The sequence below is a fragment of the Olivibacter jilunii genome, assembly GCF_900607235.1.
GTDB classification, from domain to species: Bacteria; Bacteroidota; Bacteroidia; order Sphingobacteriales; family Sphingobacteriaceae; genus Olivibacter; species Olivibacter oleidegradans.
Window position 1 is genome coordinate 19,586 of record NZ_LR027854.1, and the last position, 17,888, is coordinate 37,473.

The 17,888-nt window shown below is 40.7% G+C and carries 13 protein-coding genes; 9 read left to right on the plus strand and 4 right to left on the minus strand.

The genetic code is table 11. The annotated features are described in order from the left end of the window. Positions 1–251 precede the first annotated feature (251 nt). The 5 genes from E0E36_RS20260 (at position 252) to E0E36_RS20280 (ending at position 8,204) form a co-directional block, all read left to right on the plus strand. On the plus strand, positions 252–857 hold the full coding sequence (locus tag E0E36_RS20260; RefSeq protein WP_130857515.1) for an RNA polymerase sigma factor: 606 nt from the start codon (positions 252–254) through the stop codon (positions 855–857). 83 nt (positions 858–940) lie between these two features. Then, positions 941–2,098, plus strand: coding sequence for a FecR family protein (locus E0E36_RS20265; protein ID WP_130857516.1), 1,158 nt, complete (start codon positions 941–943; stop codon positions 2,096–2,098). Positions 2,099–2,208: 110 nt separating this feature from the next. Then, positions 2,209–5,502 carry a SusC/RagA family TonB-linked outer membrane protein gene (locus E0E36_RS20270; RefSeq protein WP_130857517.1) on the plus strand — a complete coding sequence of 1,098 codons (3,294 nt, stop codon included), beginning with the start codon at positions 2,209–2,211 and terminating at the stop codon, positions 5,500–5,502. A gap of 11 nt (positions 5,503–5,513) precedes the next feature. Further along, positions 5,514–6,836: a RagB/SusD family nutrient uptake outer membrane protein gene (locus E0E36_RS20275; protein ID WP_130857518.1), complete on the plus strand. Its 1,323-nt coding sequence runs from the start codon at positions 5,514–5,516 to the stop codon at positions 6,834–6,836. A gap of 9 nt (positions 6,837–6,845) precedes the next feature. Beyond that, positions 6,846–8,204 carry a TlpA family protein disulfide reductase gene (locus tag E0E36_RS20280; protein ID WP_130857519.1) on the plus strand — a complete coding sequence of 453 codons (1,359 nt, stop codon included), beginning with the start codon at positions 6,846–6,848 and terminating at the stop codon, positions 8,202–8,204. Here the strand turns inward: E0E36_RS20280 and E0E36_RS20285 are convergent. From E0E36_RS20285 to E0E36_RS20295, 3 genes are all read right to left on the minus strand, one after another. After that, the gene (locus tag E0E36_RS20285; protein ID WP_130857520.1) at positions 8,158–8,523 is read right to left on the minus strand and encodes a hypothetical protein; all 366 of its coding nucleotides are present in this window, start codon (positions 8,521–8,523) and stop codon (positions 8,158–8,160) included. The two genes, E0E36_RS20280 and E0E36_RS20285, sit on opposite strands and share 47 nt — an antisense overlap. Positions 8,524–8,698: 175 nt before the next feature. Continuing rightward, positions 8,699–9,256, minus strand: coding sequence for a Crp/Fnr family transcriptional regulator (locus tag E0E36_RS20290; protein WP_130857521.1), 558 nt, complete (start codon positions 9,254–9,256; stop codon positions 8,699–8,701). Then, complete coding sequence (locus tag E0E36_RS20295) at positions 9,244–9,792, minus strand: Crp/Fnr family transcriptional regulator (protein WP_165447040.1); 549 nt, start codon at positions 9,790–9,792, stop codon at positions 9,244–9,246. Before E0E36_RS20295 ends, E0E36_RS20290 begins: the two co-directional genes overlap by 13 nt. Before the next feature lie 603 nt (positions 9,793–10,395). Between E0E36_RS20295 and E0E36_RS20300 the strand changes: the two genes are divergently transcribed. The 4 genes from E0E36_RS20300 (at position 10,396) to E0E36_RS20315 (ending at position 17,288) form a co-directional block, all read left to right on the plus strand. Beyond that, positions 10,396–11,535 carry a hypothetical protein gene (locus E0E36_RS20300; protein ID WP_130857523.1) on the plus strand — a complete coding sequence of 380 codons (1,140 nt, stop codon included), beginning with the start codon at positions 10,396–10,398 and terminating at the stop codon, positions 11,533–11,535. Positions 11,536–11,895: 360 nt separating this feature from the next. Further along, positions 11,896–12,639, plus strand: a complete 744-nt coding sequence (locus tag E0E36_RS20305; protein WP_130857524.1) for an ImuA family protein — start codon at positions 11,896–11,898, stop codon at positions 12,637–12,639. A 2-nt stretch (positions 12,640–12,641) separates the two neighbouring features. Continuing rightward, on the plus strand, positions 12,642–14,147 hold the full coding sequence (locus E0E36_RS20310; RefSeq protein WP_341273592.1) for a Y-family DNA polymerase: 1,506 nt from the start codon (positions 12,642–12,644) through the stop codon (positions 14,145–14,147). Positions 14,148–14,150: 3 nt separating this feature from the next. Then, positions 14,151–17,288: an error-prone DNA polymerase gene (locus E0E36_RS20315; RefSeq protein WP_130857525.1), complete on the plus strand. Its 3,138-nt coding sequence runs from the start codon at positions 14,151–14,153 to the stop codon at positions 17,286–17,288. Positions 17,289–17,401: 113 nt separating this feature from the next. On the opposite strand, the gene E0E36_RS20320 is transcribed toward E0E36_RS20315, so the two are convergent. Further along, the gene (locus E0E36_RS20320; protein ID WP_130857526.1) at positions 17,402–17,779 is read right to left on the minus strand and encodes a DUF2784 domain-containing protein; all 378 of its coding nucleotides are present in this window, start codon (positions 17,777–17,779) and stop codon (positions 17,402–17,404) included. Positions 17,780–17,888 lie beyond the last annotated feature (109 nt).

Genomic DNA, 17,888 nt, shown 5'->3' on the forward strand with positions numbered 1-17,888 from the left:
ACTTTTGTCAAAAATGAGACATGGATTGTCGTAAAAGACACAAGTTTCTGTCGTAAAACCGACAAAAACTAAAATGGCAAATTCATTGAAATTTACCTCTTGATACCATAGGACCGTTTATTGAGTCTGCCACAATAGTTGCCGTAAAGAAAATTGTTTTTTCAAGCATGGAAAATTTATGACTAATTTTTTGACAAAAATAAATTGGCTAATGATCCTTTTTACATATATTTTTATAGATTAGCTTTTAAATGCATATCCTAACCGCAAAATATATCGCATTAAACGACCAAGAACTCTGTTCTCTTTTAAAAAAAGAGGATTATGGTGCCTTTTCTGAAATCTATAACCGAAATTGGGAAAAAATACTTCGCTATGTGAGCAAGGTAATCTCAATTGATAGCGAAGATGCACAAGATGTAGTTCAAGAGATTTTTCTTTCCCTGTGGAAAAGAAAAAATGAGATACAGATCGATAATCTGATATCTTGGTTATATGCCGCAGCAAGGAAACAAGCGCTTTTTCACTTACGCACAAACAGTAATAGAAAGAAATACCTGCTCTCATTAAGTGAAAAACTATCGGAAATTTCCGATTCGCTCAATGAACAACTGGCGGAAAGTGAACTGGCTGCTCTCATAGACCGTGAAATCGACAAATTACCAGCGAAAATGCGCGAAATTTTTATTCTTAGCAGAAAAGAGAATCTATCTTACAAGGAGATTGCCGAAAAGCTGGGTATATCTGACAAAACGGTAAAGAAGCAGATCAATAACACGCTCAAGAAGTTCAGGATTAAGATCGATGCGGATAGTCTTGGAAGTCTTATACTCGTTGCTTTTTTACTGCATCCGTAGATTCGGGAAACCTATTCAATTTTTTTTATTTTTATCTACTACCTCAATCCCTGAACTGCAACAAGGAAGTATAAGGCCATATTATGGACATCAAGAAAGCAGAGCAGATTTTAGACAAATACCTTTCTGGGCATTGCACAGTAAAGGAAAAGCAAACTGTGGAAGAATGGTTTGATGTATTGCCAGAAGAGGAACTACAATTTGATACTCAAAACAAGGACAGGCTCGCCAAAAATATGAAGGTCCAAATCGATCGTAAATCGAAGCGAAATACGGTTAAAGTCTGGTCTTTAAATGCTACGCGATGGATGACGGCAGCTTTATTTTTACTTTTTGTTGGTATGGGCACTTACCTGTACTTAAACCAGCAACCCCAAAAAAAGAAGCAACAGATTGTGCAACATGATGTAGATCCAGGTGGTGCTAAGGCAACCCTTTTATTAGCAAATGGAACAGAGATAGATTTGACCGATGCCACAAAAGGGCAACTTACAGAAGAGGATGGCATCAGAATTAGTAAAACTGATGACGGACAATTAGTCTATAAAATCGTAAGTAGAAGAAACGAATCGAAGAAAACTACAAAATCTTTAAGCTATAACGAAATAAGAACTCCAAAGGGAGGCAAATATAAAGTCATTTTACCCGACAGTTCATGTGTTTGGCTCAATGCAGCCTCATCTTTAAGGTATCCCACACGCTTTGACGATAAAATACGGCGTGTGGAACTTAAGGGTGAGGGATATTTCGAGGTCTACAAAAATAAGGGACAGGTTCCGTTTATCGTGACAACTGCTACCCAGCAGTTAGAGGTGCTGGGTACTCATTTCAATATCAATGGGTATATGGATGAATCTACTGTGAAAACAACTTTAATAGAAGGCAAAGTACGGGTTTATGGTGTTAATGAAGGATCAACCACCCATCTGGAACCCAAAACACTAATTCCAGGCCAGCAATCCCAGATTTCTACCAAGGGAATACAGATAACGAAAGTGGAGGTAGCTGAGGCTGTTGCCTGGAAAGACAATTTCTTTTACTTCAAAGGAACTGACTTGACCAGTGTCATGCGGCAGCTGGAGAGATGGTACGATATAGAGGTGGACTATGAAAGTTTGCCTAAAAGGAAATTGCGGGGAAAGATCCCGCGCAATGTAAAACTATCTACTGTATTGAAAACTATTGAAGAGACGAGTAATTTAGAATTTCATTGGCAAGGAAGGAGGCTTATGGTAGAATAAAAGACTTCTTTTACGATAAAAACCGGAAGTGCTGACAACACTACCGGTTCATCGGTCAATCGCAGACATTCATTTCACTAAATATTTAACAACTAACCTAACACAAATGTATGAATAAAAGTATTCATATCAGTCTATTACTGCGTCGAAAAACACGCAGCAACGGCCTTAATTTAAGCAAAACGCAGATTAGAACCCTTGTTTTAATGAAACTAAATATCCTACTATTGCTAGTTTTAAGTTTGCAGGTATCGGCGAAAGTTTATTCACAGCAAGTTAGTTTGTCGGTTCGGAACACACCTCTTGAAGAAGTATTGGAAGAATTAAGTAAGCAGAGTGGATATAGTTTTTTATATGACGAAGTCTATCTGTCCCAGGCCAAGCCTTTAACACTTAAGGCTACTAAGGTGGAAATTTTAAAAGTACTACCGTGGGTCTTTGCCGATCAACCTTTTCTATACAAAATAAACGAGAAAATTATCACTTTAGTCCCGAAGTTCAACGTAAAACCGAATGAAACTGAAACGAAACAAGACAGCGTAAGGGGAAAGATAACGGACAGTTTGGGGAGGCCATTGCTTGGGGTGACAATCCGGATTGAAAGCACTAATATAACTACTAACAGTGATGAGAACGGTGAATTCAGGTTAAAATTTGTACCTAAGGGCGTAAATATTCGTTTTTCATACATTGGCTATGCACCGGAAAATAGGATTTACGACGGCTTAAAAACACTGAAAACTGTCATTCTTAAACCACTTAGTTCCAAGCTTGACGAAACGGTAGTAATTGCTTATGGGCAAACTACCAAACGCTTGAATACCGGAAGCGTAGGTAAGGTTACAGCGGCCGAAATTGCGAGACAACCTGTCGCGAATCCAATAGCAGCCTTACAAGGACGCATCCCTGGAGTGGAGATAACACAACAAAGTGGACGAACAGGATCGAATTTTAATATATTGATCCGCGGCCAGAGCTCAATTGCAAACGGGAATGAACCGCTATACATTATAGATGGCGTACCTTGGCTAAGTACAAGTTTATCACAAATAGCTGGCTCGGCAGGGTCACAAAGCCCTTTTAACAGTATAAATCCACAGGATGTTCAGAGCATTGAAGTGTTGAAAGATGCTGATGCAACGGCTATTTATGGAAGCAGAGGTGCCAATGGAGTGATTCTTATTACAACTAAAAAAGGTTCTATAGGAAGAACCACAGTAGACCTAAACGCTTATACCGGTTTCAGCAAAGTCGGTCACACAATGCCTTTAATGAATACGGAGCAATATTTGGCTATGCGTAAAGAAGCACTGGCCAATGACGGCATTACGCCTACAAATACCAATGCTCCTGATCTTTTACTATACAACCAAGAGCGCTTTACGGATTGGATGCAAGTACTGATCGGGAATACCGCAAGTCTTACCGACATTCAGGCGGCCCTATCAGGCGGTAGTATCAACACGCAGTTCCGGTTGACCGGTGGATTTAGAAGAGAAACCAATGTTTATCCAAATAAAGATGCTGATAAAAGAGGAAGTGGGCAATTAAATTTCACCCATCGTTCGGAAAACGGAAAACTACGCTCATCATTAACTTTAAATTATTCGAATGATGACAACAATTTGCCTTCATTTGATCTTACATCAGGAATTTACAGTGCTCCAAATCTAAAACTTTATAACGAAGACGGTTCTTTTGCATGGAATGAAAATGGTTCTGCTAACCGAAGCAATCCCATAGCTCAAACTTTACAGACGATCAATTCGGTAACAGATAATATGGTTAGTAATTTGAGTCTCGGATATTCAATTAGTAAGAATTTCCAGGTTAAAGTAAATACAGGATACACCTATCTCCAATTGGAAGAAACAAAATTATTTCCGTTGGCGTCCTATGTGCCTTCGGCCTCACGGACGAGTGGTCAATCCCAATTTGCGAAATCCCGCATTAGAAATTGGATTATAGAACCACAAATTAGCTATAACCAATCCTTTGATAATCATAGAATAGATGTATTATTGGGAGCTAGTTGGCAGAAGGAAGAAACCATAGGAACAACTATTAATGCAAGTAATTACAGTAATGAAGCCCTCCTACACACTTCTGCGGGCGCTGGAACTATAAGTACGAGTGAACTGTACAGTCTGTATAAGTATCAGTCTGTCTTTGGTCGAATTAATTATCAGTTTAAAAAACGTTATTTACTAAACCTTACCGCTCGTCGAGATGGTTCATCCAGATTCGGCCCTGGCCAACGGTTTGCCAACTTTGGCGCTATCGGTGGGGCTTGGATCTTTACTGAAGAACCTTTCATTAAAGACGACGTATCTTTTTTAAGTTTTGGAAAGATCAGAGCCAGCTTTGGATTAACGGGCAATGATAAAATAGGTAATTACCAGTTTATGGATACCTATGGCAGTGTTAAATATCCTTACGGCGGAGTTAGCGGTTTAGTTGCCCAGCGGTTATTCAATGCCGTGTATAAATGGGAAAGCAACCGAAAACTGGAGTTTGCGTTAGATCTGGGATTCTTAAAGGATCGAATTTTACTATCAGGTGGATGGTTTAGAAATAGAAGTGGGAACCAATTATTGCAATATTCCCTTCCTTCACAAACGGGATTTACGGGAGTTATTCGGAATCTTCCCGCACTGGTTGAAAATGTGGGATTCGAATTTGAAGTGAATACCTTGAATATTCAAAATAAAAACCTTACTTGGAAAACCTCCTTCAATCTGACCAGGGCAGAAAATAAGCTTTTAGAATTTCCGAATCTCAAAGCTTCCAGCTATTCAAATAAATATGAAATCGGGCATTCCTTAAATATTGCGAAAGCATATCCTTATAATGGAATTGATCAAAAGACAGGTTTATGGTCAGCTGATGTCAATGCCGGACAATCGGCCATTACCAATCTTACTCCAAAATTCTATGGGGGATTTAATAATAGTATAGAGTATAAGGGATTTGAACTAAATATATTTTTCCAATTTATTAAGAAAACAGGTAGAAATTTCATTTATACCTTACCTGCCCTTGCCGGAGGAATGAATTATAATATGCCTGTGATCTTTGAGGATAGGTGGCAATCACAGAACGAAGAGACAGATATTCAGCGTTTCGGCACTACAGGAATAGCATCCTCTTCGAGAACTAACTATCTTTTATCGAATGGCGTAATGACCGATGCTTCATTCATACGTCTTAAAAATGCTTCTCTAAGTTATTCTATACCGTCTAATTGGGTAAATAGATTTAATATCCAGCGGTTTCGGATTTATCTACAGGGACAAAATCTCTTAACATTCACTGGATATGAGGGAAATGATCCTGAAGTTAACAGTATGGTCGTCTTACCGCCTTTAAGGACGGTTACTTTAGGCTTTCAGCTAACAATTTAACTCCTGACACAATGAACAGTAAACTCAATATTTTTTGGTTGATAACAATAGCATTCATTTTTACAGGATGCGAAAAATTTGTAGAGGTTGATACACCTCCCAACCAGTTGATTGGATCAAATGTATATAATGATAAACAAACGGTAGACGCTGTATTCTCCGGTATTTATAGTGACCTATCTTCCATTAGTCATACACTTAATGCGGAAATGCAGATTGCAACATCGTTAACTGCTAAGGAAATAACCTTTGCCGCTTCTGATCAGCAGCTTATTGATTTTTTAAACAACTCTATTCAGATAAACAATTCCATAATCACCAATTTGTGGACTAATACCTACTCGACTATCTATAGTCTGAACGCCGTAATAGAGGGATTGAATGACTCGAATAGTCTAAGTGAACCCGTGAAACAGAATTTTATCGGTGAGGCTAAATTTTTAAGAGGATTTTGCTATTACTTCCTCACAAACTTATATGGCGATGTACCTTTAATTTCGGGCACGGACTACGAAAAAAATGCAATCGAACCAAGAACTGATAGTAAGCTGATATATGAACAAATTATTTCAGATTTAGAGGATGCAATAGGAGCTCTAAACAAGGACTATAGTAATCCTGAAAGAATAAGACCGAATTATTTTGCAGCATGTGCATTGTTGGCAAAAGTCAATCTTCTTTTAGAGAATTGGGAAAAGGCCCAACAGTTTTCAGATATCATTATAGAAAGCAATTTATATCAATTAGAGTATCCAGAAACTATATTCTTAAAAAACAGCAAAGAAACGATATGGCAATTAATGCCAGTTACTCCTTCCTACAACACTAATATTGGACGGATATTGGTTCCTCCATCTCTTACCAACGAGGCGATTCCAGATTATTATTTCACCGATGAGACAATTCAGTCATTTTCTGGAGATGACCTAAGATTAACTTCCTGGATAGGTAAGAAAGAAATCAAAAGCCAGACATACTACTTTCCTTATAAATATAAAATCCAGAGAAGTGAAAACTTAACGGAGTATTTAGTCGTATTCAGGCTAGCTGAACAATACTTAATAAGAGCCGAGTCAAGGCTAAAGATGGGTAATATCAAGGGTTCAATAAATGACATTAACACAATACGAAAAAGGGCCGGTTTATCAGATTTAGCACAGGATAATGAAAATCTAATTAATGAAATTGATAAAGAGAGAAAAAATGAACTGTTTCTGGAATGGTGTAACGTATGGATAAATCTGAAACAAAAAGGTAAAATTGAAATGTTGTGGCCCATACCTCAATCGCAAATAGAATCTAATCCATTTTTAACACAAAATCCGGGATACTAAATCAACACTATGAAAACAGTTAAAATACTTTTTATTATAATAATTTGCACTAAGTGCCTTTTTGCCCAAAAAATACGTCCTATTGATATCGGAGATTCCATTCCTCACAACTTTGTATTGGGAAAATCAACCAAATACAAAGGTAAAACCATACTTTCCGATTTTAAAGGGAAACTGGTCATTCTTGATTTTTGGGCAAGTTATTGTCAAGCGTGTATAAACGCATTACCAAAACTTCAGAAACTTCAGGATAAATATGCTGATAGAATACAGATATTAGTGGTTACTTCTGAAGATCTTCAAAAGGTAAACAGCTTATTGAAGAGATCAGAAATTACCAAAAATGAAAGCATCACTTTACCATTTATAACAGAAGATAGTATCCTTAAGAAAACATTTCCACATATTATTATACCTCATGAGGTAATAATTGATTCTGATAGGAAGATAATTGCGCTCACCAGTGAATCTGAATTGACTGATCACAATATAAAAAAGCTACTTGCGGGAGAAAAAACAACCTTGGCTTTGAAAGACGATTTTGGTGGAAGCCATAGCTCAAGCAATGATAAATTAGATGATACAAATGTTATCTGGTCCTCATCATTAAAGGATGGAGGACTTGGCCGCGGATCACTTAGTAGATATGATGATGACAGATTTATCAAAAGTGTGAATTTGGAGCTTACTCCGATAGGTATGTTTTATACTGTATTTTCCTACTTTAAGTTAGGATTAATGGCACCAATAAATTCCCAAAGAGTGTTTGTTGAGGTTAAAGATTCTGTTGTATACAAGCGTTATGCGAATAAAAAACTGTCTCCATTGCCATTTTTTCCTCGACATTTCCCTTATTTAAATTATTCAAACCGTCAAGAATACGACAAGGATAACGTTAAAACTTATAATTTAAAGCTGCCATATGGGGTTCCAGATAGTATTGTTTTTAACATAATATTTGATGATCTGAACAGATATTTTCCTATTAAGGCCAGAATAGAAAAGCGGACAATCCCAACTGTTGTTGTCAGGAAAGGGAATTCAGGAAACATATTACAACCTTCATCGTGTAATAAAAGGACAATACTTACGGCTGATTCTATAGGCGTTTTAAATCAGCCTATAGAAAAGTTTTTTAACCTATTTAAATATTTCATTAACGCCGAACCTTTGATCAATGAAACGGGTATTGATTATCCTGTCAACATCGTAATAGATTTTCATGACTCATCCCTTAGAGATCCCAGAAACGGCCTTATTATAAATAATAAATTCGATGTTAAGCTGTTTAAGGAAACGCTGGAAAAATATGGTTTTGTTGTTAATATAGAGCCTCGGCTTGTAGATGTTCTTGTTGTCTATGACTAAAGGAAACTGAATCAAAATTCAAATCATATCGTACCAGTACATTATCATAATACAAAGCCGCCAAGATCTGACCATCATACACAAAACTCTTGATCAATTTATTTTCGGACAAAGGAATGTAAAAGCTTCCCTCATATATTCCAGTATGTATATTGTAAATATCTATCGGGATATTTTGCTTATAAAGTTTGGGATCTTCATTGTCTGCGTTTAGATTTGAGCATACGAATAGAAATTCTCCGGATAGAACAGACTTTTGGTTTTTTATGAACCGCGGTCCATTATCACCTTTTCGTAGGCTATTGATAATCGTATCCATAGTATTTTTAACTGTAATAATGTCTCGAATACTACGGAGCTATTTTGGTAATAATGAGTAGATACAAAAAATTGCATTGAATCGTCAGAAATAAGATTGCCCTCGAGGACAATGCCTTTCGATTTGAATAAAATTAGTCTGATACAGAGAAAACCAGTCATAAAGGTAGGTGGTTTTACTTAATAATCTTGTACAGATATCTCCTGTCAACTTGCAGGTACTTGGCCTGTTGTTCAATGGTCAGTTTTCGAGCCAGATCAGGGTACTCCTTAAGAAAGTGATCATATCGGTCTGTTATATTTTTAATCCGCAACATGATTTCCCTTCCTGCTCCTTCTACCAAAGCTTCTTCATAAATTTCCAACAACATTCTATACATATTGATATTATTACGGGCAATGGTATCTGTCCGTAAAAGATTCAGAGCGTAACCCTTAGTATCATTGAGTACCTCAATAACTTCTTCTTTCTTTTTTCCAGTTAGAAAACCGTTCCCCGGCACTATAAAACCTTTATTAATTATCCATAAACAGTAGTCTTCATCGGGTTTCGAAATAACACTCATTACCAGACCATCTGTGATATAATAAAGGTTTGCCGCAGAAATACCCGTTGGATAAGAAATTACCCAATTCCGTTTGAACGTTACTGGGATAAAAAGGTTTTCCAATAAAGTGACAGTCTTTTCATCAGCGGTTTTTAGAGATCGCAGTCTTTTCCTTAATTCTTCCATAGCATTGAGTTTTGCAGTAAAGAGAAAATTACTCTTTCAATAAAATGGGTGGTTACGGTAGATCGGATAACCACGTCCAAATGTTTTTCCGGCGAAAGATAGGAGAGCCTATAATTTTGATCCTCCATTCTTTTAAAAGCTTTTGCCAAAAAATATTGCACCATAAACCGTGCATCGCCGTGCCTGTTGCAAAGTTTGATAATATCCAAGGTGTTCAGGACATAAGTAGACGACAGTTCAAGGAACTGAACATATATTGCCTTGTCTTTATTTTCTCCAAAAATATTATTCCCGCAAATGATTATCTCCCCTTGCTCCCATAGGTTGCATATCTGCCTTTTCCCGTCAAGCGGGCGAAAACCGACAGCAGTCCCTTTATGGACGAAGGGGATTTCCATCGCAGAATTCTGCTCTCCCTGCCATAAATCGCCCTTTTCAAAATACCTGATCATCAATAAACTCCTGACCTGTTGACGGAAATCATTTTTCAACATTCTCTTGTTATCCAGAATATCAAAGAAATCTTCAAACTGCATATCTTCTGACGGTTTAACTGTTGATACTAATAAAAACGGAATGCGTAAATCCGTCAAGTGGCAAAAGTTAAAAATGGTTGAGCTTACCACGGTTTTATTACAGCTGAGCACTATTTAAAGCCAGTTTTTCGGGTGGTATAAAGTGGCTTCAATTTTTCATCATGATAACCATCAGTGTAACTGAAAGAGGGTTAAAAGCAGCTCAAAAATCTATTTTGGTTACCGGTAAAGAGGTTACAAAACAATTCTATTAAGGGGAGCAATTTTAGGCTTAAGCCACACTAAATATTTTAGTAGCGAGTGGCTACTGGCTTTAGCAAAAAATACCTTTTAGCTTACCCTGGTTAAATATTTTCTTTTTTTCTACTAAAATGAGTTTAATTTTGATAGAATTCCGCACTGACCATCGAGTTTTCCTAATGGCACTTAATAGGGAGCCAAAAAAATGGAGGCGAACAATGCCACAATTTTTTGGTGTTAAGGTGCGTGATTGCCTGATTTCGCGTATGGAAGCGGTTTATCCCACCACTTTATCCACTTTTTTAAAAGGGAATCAAGTCTTTTTTTTGTCCTGAGTTCTGGGTTTTACTTAATATGGTGGATATGGGAGCGATTTACTCTTTTAAATGGTTGGACAACCTGATCATCAATAAACTTTCAGCAGCGGGTTCCGCAGTCACTCCCCTAAATCGGGAAGAAGTTATACTGGTAGCCAGAACATTGGCCGAAAATAAAGAAACACTGCCATTTGAATTTCTGCAAAAATTATTATCGCTTAAAAATGAGCGGCAATGCAAGCGTTTGGTTAACCGGTATCATCTTCAGTTTGTACTGCTTCGGGAACATGTCAGACGTAACCTGAAACATACGAAAACAACCTATCCGCGGATTTATGAACTGAATTGCTATGCCGAGGAGTTTGTAGAATATCTGTTATCTCTGATTGAAATGAGATTTCCAAACTATCTACATAATGACTCGCCGGTATCGGATACATTCAGGAATATCACGGTAAGCGGTCTGAAAAATCTTTTAAAGAAAGTTAAAGAAAAGGCTTTTTTTAGACATGAACCCATCATTGATCGGATTGTAATCCCATCTGCAATATCAACTCTTGAAAACAAAGAGGTGACCTTTGGTCAATTGAACTATTGGCAGGAAATGCTCGGGGGACTGTTGTCTATGGAGGCTATACAGCAAATTTCCCATTTCAATACCCTTGAAGAATTTTTGATCAATATGAATTTCAACCATGCACATTTCGTCTCCTATTTACAGCAAAAGATTTTGAAAGGAGCAAAGAATAACATTGATGGCCGAAAGTATTTTCGGGAAATAAATATACGAAGGGATATCTATTACTCTAATACTCATCAATCCCTTCATAGAATTATGCATAACTGGTTTACACGGAATCCGTATACCCCCATGATTGAAAGTTCATCCGTCCCGGCCGTAAAAGAAAGTCCACTATCGCGAAAAACAAAGAATACAAAGGTGATTCTCAAACTTTCTGTGGATCAGTACGGTATTCTTCTGCGGGCGGCCGATCAGACAAAACTACTCGATGCACCATCCTTTAGCCACGTCTGTGAAACAATGGCTCCGATATTTGCAACAGCAAATCAGGAAGAAATCTCTGCGAACAGCCTAAGAAGCAATGCTTATCCAACAGAGGAAAACGATAAACTGGTTACTATCCGTTCGCTGGAAAAAATGATCCGATGGATCAGGGAGTGTTGAAAAACAGTATTTGGTATAGATGATAACAAACTATCGATTTAGCCAATCATTTTAAACTATGGATGAAATATTCTTTGATTTACCGCATCAAAGCCTTTCTGGCCCCCCTCATAAGAAACAATATCTTTATCTCTGAAACAGACTGCCAAACCATCCCTCAGCCAGCTTTTGCACGGTTAGGTAAGATTTTAAACAATATTGTTTGCTAAAGATCTAAATAGGAATTTATAAATAGAAAAACTCAATATTATGCCTACAATACTTGACAGATGGTTTCTCTATTCAACCAAAAGCAATGGCAAAAACATCTTGTTTACTAATATTATTAGTATTAGTTTTGTTGTCCTAATTTGTAACGATATGGCTAAGATATCAGAAGATAAGCGTGCGTTGATAAGCAGGTTGAAAAAGAACATGTTGCTCTGGCAGGGAGTGAGGCCGAAAGAAAGCCAAGAGGACAGTATTGGCCTTGGACCAATGGAAGAAGCTTTTCCGAACGGCATTTTCCCTAAAGGAAGCGTGCATGAGTTTATCAGTACGGATCGGATAGGAAGTGCCGTTTCATGTGGCTTTATGAGCGGGTTACTGGGCAATCTGATGAAGAATGGTGGTATCTGCATCTGGATCAGCAGTTTCAAAGCGCTGTTTCCTGCATCACTTAAAACATTCGGCGTAACGCCGGAACATATCGTTTTTGTTCGTATGAAACACGAGAAAGATATCCTTTGGGCAATGGAGGAGGCGCTTAAGTGCGAAGGACTCGCTGCAGTTATTGCCGAGATCCATAAACTCGATTTTGTACAATCACGTCGTCTTCAACTGGCCGTAGAGAAAAGCAGGGTTACGGGTTTTATACTTCGGCATAATCCACGTTCGCTGGATTCCACGGCCTGCGCTGCCCGGTGGAGGATCACTTCCCTACCAAGCAAATTAAAAGAAAACATGCCGGGAATCGGCTTTCCGCGTTGGGAAGTGGAACTGCTAAAGGTACGTAACGGCAATCCGGGAAAATGGCGGGTGGAGTGGTCAGCAGATGGACTGATTCCGCTGCGCAAACAAAGCCAATCAGAAAAATGGTCGCAACGGATTCAGCATTTAGGATAAAGATGATGAAAAGACGATTTGCTTCGATATGGTTTCACCACCTGACCACAGATTGGATGACGGTCCGTAGGTCTGTAATGAAGGATGTTCCCTTCGTCTTTGCCGCTCCCGTACATGGCCGGATGGTAATCTGTGCCGCCAATCCGGTAGCGGAACAGCAAGGGGTTACCCGCGGTATGGTAGTTGCTGATGCCAAGGCTTTCCTTCCATCGCTGCAAGTCATCGATGAACGTCCAAGGCTATCCGAAAAACTGCTTAAAGCCATCGGTCATTGGTGTATACGTTTCACACCAATCGTTGCGCTGGATGAACCTGACGGTCTTATTCTGGACATCAGTGGCTGCGCCCATCTTTGGGGCGGCGAACGGAAGTACCTGAAAACTCTCGTTTCAAGGTTAAAGGAGCGCGGTTATGATACCCGCATGGCCATAGCCGATACCATCGGTACCGCTTGGGCTATTGCCCGCTTTGGCAAGGTAAAACCGATCATTGAAAGCTGTGACCAACTTGATGCCCTGATGCCCCTACCTCCTATCGCATTGCGGTTGGAACCGCATACGCTGGAGCGGTTGCAACGTTTGGGATTGAAAACCGTCGGAAGCTTTGCCGCGATGCCGCGTACAGTTCTGCGCAGGCGCTTCGGTGACACATTCCTGTTACGGTTGGGTCAGGCTCTCGGCTATGAGGATGAATTTATTGTGCCCCTAAAACCAATTGTCCCTTATGAAGAACGCTTACCCTGCCTGGAGCCGATCAGTACGGACAAGGGAATAGAGTTTGCTCTTCAGAAATTGTTGGAAAATCTCTGCAAACGCTTGTCCGGCGAAGGAAAAGGGTTGCGGGAAGCTTTGCTCAAGTGCCACCGTATTGACGGAAAAATGGAACAGATCAGCATCGGCACCAGCCATGCAACGGCTAATGTGCCGCATCTCTTTAATCTGTTCGCATTGAAGATATCGCAGATAGAACCGGCATTGGGTATTGAACTGTTTATACTGGAAGCTCCTAAAACAGAAGATGTCGATCCCGTACAGGAGTCGATATGGAGCAGTCGAACAGGTCTGGAAAACACAGCGGTATCGGAATTGTTGGATCGGTTGAAAAGCAGGGATGGTTCCTGTGAAATTTCCCGTTATTTGCCGGATCAGCATTATTGGCCGGAGCGGTCAGTGAAGGAAGCATCTTCCATTAAAGAAAAACCGATTATCGATTGGCCAACGGACAGGCCACGACCAACACGACTGCTATCTACACCGGAGCCGATTACGGTTACCGCTCCCATACCGGATTATCCACCTATGTTATTCCGCTATAAAGGGAAAATGCACACCATTAAAAAAGCAGACGGCCCCGAGCGTATCGAACGGGAATGGTGGATGGATAAAGGCGAACACCGGGACTATTACTATGTCGAAGACGAGAAAGGCCAACGTTTTTGGTTATATCGCTCAGGCCACTATGGGAGCAGCCAGTCCGGCCAATGGTTTCTGCACGGTTTTTTTGCCTAGCTTATGGGATACATTGAATTACAGGTTACCACAAATTTTAGCTTCCTACGGGGAGCCTCGCATCCGGATGAGCTGATGGAACAGGCCGCGGAATTGGGATATACCGAAATCGCAGTTACTGATCGGAATACTTTAGCGGGTATTGTCCGTGCACATATAGCCGCAAAAAAACACGGCATCCGTCTTATTCCAGGCTGTCGCCTGGACTTATTGGATGGGCCCAGTTTATTGGCCTATCCGACGGATAGGGAAGCTTATGGACGGCTATCGACACTGCTCACGGTGGGCAACCTTCGTACAGAGAAAGGCCAATGTCATCTATATAGAACTGATGTTTACCAACATAGTGAAGGCATGAAGTTTATCGTCCTTCCGCCCGACAAACTCACCCTCTCATTTGAGCTAGAAACCGGATATATGCAGCACGTTCAGGAATACCGGGAAATGCTAGGACATGCGCTTTATCTTGGAGCAAAACGTCTTTATAGGGGCGATGATGCCAAGATGCTGTTCCGGCTCAACCAACTGTGTGAACGACTGGATATCGGGTTGGTTGCTATTGGCGATGTATATTATCATGTGCCCGAACGGCGTGAGTTACAGGATATCCTGACCTGTATCCGCGAGAAATGCACCATTCATACCGCAGGTTTCAAATTGCATCCGAATGCAGAACGTTATCTTAAACCGACGCAGGAAATGGAACGGTTGTTCCGTCAGTATCCTGACGCCATTTATCATACCGGAGAGATTGCAGCAGCATGCAGGTTTTCACTCGACAGTCTTGAATATGTGTATCCCCACGAGCTGGCTCCAAATGGCCGTACACCACTGGAAGAACTGGTCTACCTGACGTGGAACGGTGCCAGAGAACAGTTCGGAGAGGATATCCCTGAAGCCATTCGGGATACCATAAATATGGAACTGGATTTTATCGAACGGAAGAATTATGCTTCGTATTTCCTGACTGTTTATGATTATGTGCGCTTTGCACGGGAAAGGGGCATCCTTTGTCAGGGCCGTGGCTCTGCGGCCAACTCTACCGTTTGTTATTGTCTTGGTATAACATCAGTAAATCCTTCGAAATTCAGGTTGCTCTTTGCCCGCTTCATGTCCGATGCGCGGGACGAAGCCCCTGATATTGATGTGGATTTTGAACATCAACGCCGTGAAGAGGTAATCCAGTATATCTATGAAAAATATGGCCGCAACCGTGCAGCAATTGTAGCCACGGTAACGCAGGTACATTCAAAAGGGGCGATACGGGATGTGGCAAAGGCGATGGGATTATCACTGGATGCCGTAGGCCGGTTGTCGGGCATTATCAGCAGCCATTGGGATGACCATATCGATCTGGAAAGATTGGCTGAACAGGGCTTTAATCCCGATGATCCGCATTTACGGAAAGTGCTCGAATTGACGCATCAGTACATCGGATTTCCAAGGCAGCTGGGTCAACATACCGGAGGCTTCGTCATTACGCAGGGTAATCTCCATGAACTTTGTCCCCTCATCAATGCCCGGATGGAAAACCGTACAAATCTGGAATGGAACAAGGATGATCTGGAAGCGTTGGGTTTTTTGAAGGTTGACGTATTGGCCTTAGGCATGTTAACGTGTATCCGGAAAGCTTTTGATCTTGCCAAACAACATTATAACCTGGATCTCACTTTAGCAAACATTCCGCAAGACGATTCTGACGTATACGAGATGATAAGTCATGCTGACACACTGGGTGTATTCCAGATTGAAAGCCGTGCACAGATGTCGATGCTGCCAAGACTAAGACCAAAAGTATTTTATGATCTGGTTATCGAGGTAGCAATTGTCAGGCCCGGACCGATACAGGGAGATATGGTACATCCTTACCTTCGCCGCCGCAACGGCGAGGAACCGGAGGACTATCCTTCGGAGGAAATCAAAAGTATTCTTAAGAAGACGCTCGGGGTTCCGCTCTTTCAGGAGCAGGCCATGGAAATCGCCATCATAGCCGCTGGATTCACACCGGCAGAGGCAGATGGGCTCCGACGCAGTATGGCTACCTTCAAAGCCAAGGGAAAAGTATCGGAGTACGAACGGATGTTGGTGGAGGGAATGATGAAAAAGGGATACAAAGAAGAGTTTGCCCGACGGGTGTTCAGGCAACTGGAAGGATTTGGCAGTTATGGGTTTCCGGAGAGCCATGCGGCAAGTTTTGCACTTCTGGTGTACATTTCATCGTGGATCAAATGCTACTATCCGGATATTTTCGCCGCTTCCCTACTGAACAGCCAGCCCATGGGCTTCTACCAACCTGCCCAGATCGTTATCGATGCGAGGAAACACGGTGTAAGTGTACTGCCAATCGATATCAATCATTCCCATTGGGACAATATGCTGGAAGGCGAAAGAGGCAAACAGCATGCCTTACGATTGGGTTTACGTCAGATAAAAGGTTTTCGGGAAGAAGATGCTATTATATTGGTAAAAGCGCGGTGTAAAGATTATACTTCCATAACTTCCCTGATGGATGCGGGCCTATCCTTATCCGTAATGGAAAGGCTTGCAGACGCGGATGCCTTTCGCTCGCTCGGTATTGACCGTAGGCGGGCATTGTGGGAGATATCAGCATTGGCTGACAGACCATTTGCACTTTTTGAAGGACAACTGTCCGAAAGCGCCAGAGAAGGACAGATCGAATTGCCTTTGATGACCGCAGGTGAACATGTAGTCCATGATTATTCCACTACAGCCCTTTCTATCAAAGCACACCCTGTCAGCTTTCTTCGTGCAAAACTGGACTTACTGCATGTGGTGCCAACGGAAAAGCTGGGCCTTATGAAAAATGATATGCCTGTAAAGGTTTGTGGACTCATTACCGTACGCCAGCGTCCCGGCACGGCAAAAGGCGTCCTGTTTGTCACCATAGAGGATGAAACGGGCTTTGCCAATCTCGTAATATGGGGAAAGGTTTTTGAACAGTATCGGAAAGAAATCCTTCGGTCGAAACTGTTTATGGTAGCGGGTAAAGTACAGCTAGCGGGGGAAGTCATCCATGTGGTGGCTCAACGCTGCTTGGACATGTCCGGATTGTTAAAAGGCCTGACAGACGATAAAGATGATGCGAGCGGTGCTTTCCATAAAGGACGGAACTTTCAATAGTACTGATCAGCTGAACTTTGACACAGTTGTCGTTTATTTCCATCGCATATCTTATCAGCGCAAAGGTATGGTTTCAAACAAGTTTATAGATTACAGACAGTTTTATGGAATTTCTATCTTAACTTTCTTCTTTTCCAGTAGAGCGAGTAGGCAATGGCATTTACACTAATAACAATTACCACTAAAACAAATTGGATATTCCGAGTCAGGTCCTCCTGATATATTATCGGAACTAAGTGTCTTGTAATGAAATCTTCTTCGTAGGTTGAAAGCCCGGCATGATAACCGAAATAATTTTCAAGCGCAGTAAGCGGGCATAGCACGCCTGACGATAATTCCGCGTATACACCCCAAATAACTGAGACCGGATGTAGAATCCTGACCCATAAGCTTTTATTTAGAAAAAAACCGCCAATAACAACAAAAAATATAAACAACAAATGGATGATTACCGTAAGTTGCGTGAGAAAAAGATAGATATATTTTTCCATCGGCTTTAGCTTTAACTATTGTAAATATCAACTCTCTTTCCCAAAAAGGGAAAAACGTTTATAAAGACATTGTTCAGGAAAGTCCTTCCCTCGAAATCTAATCATGAAT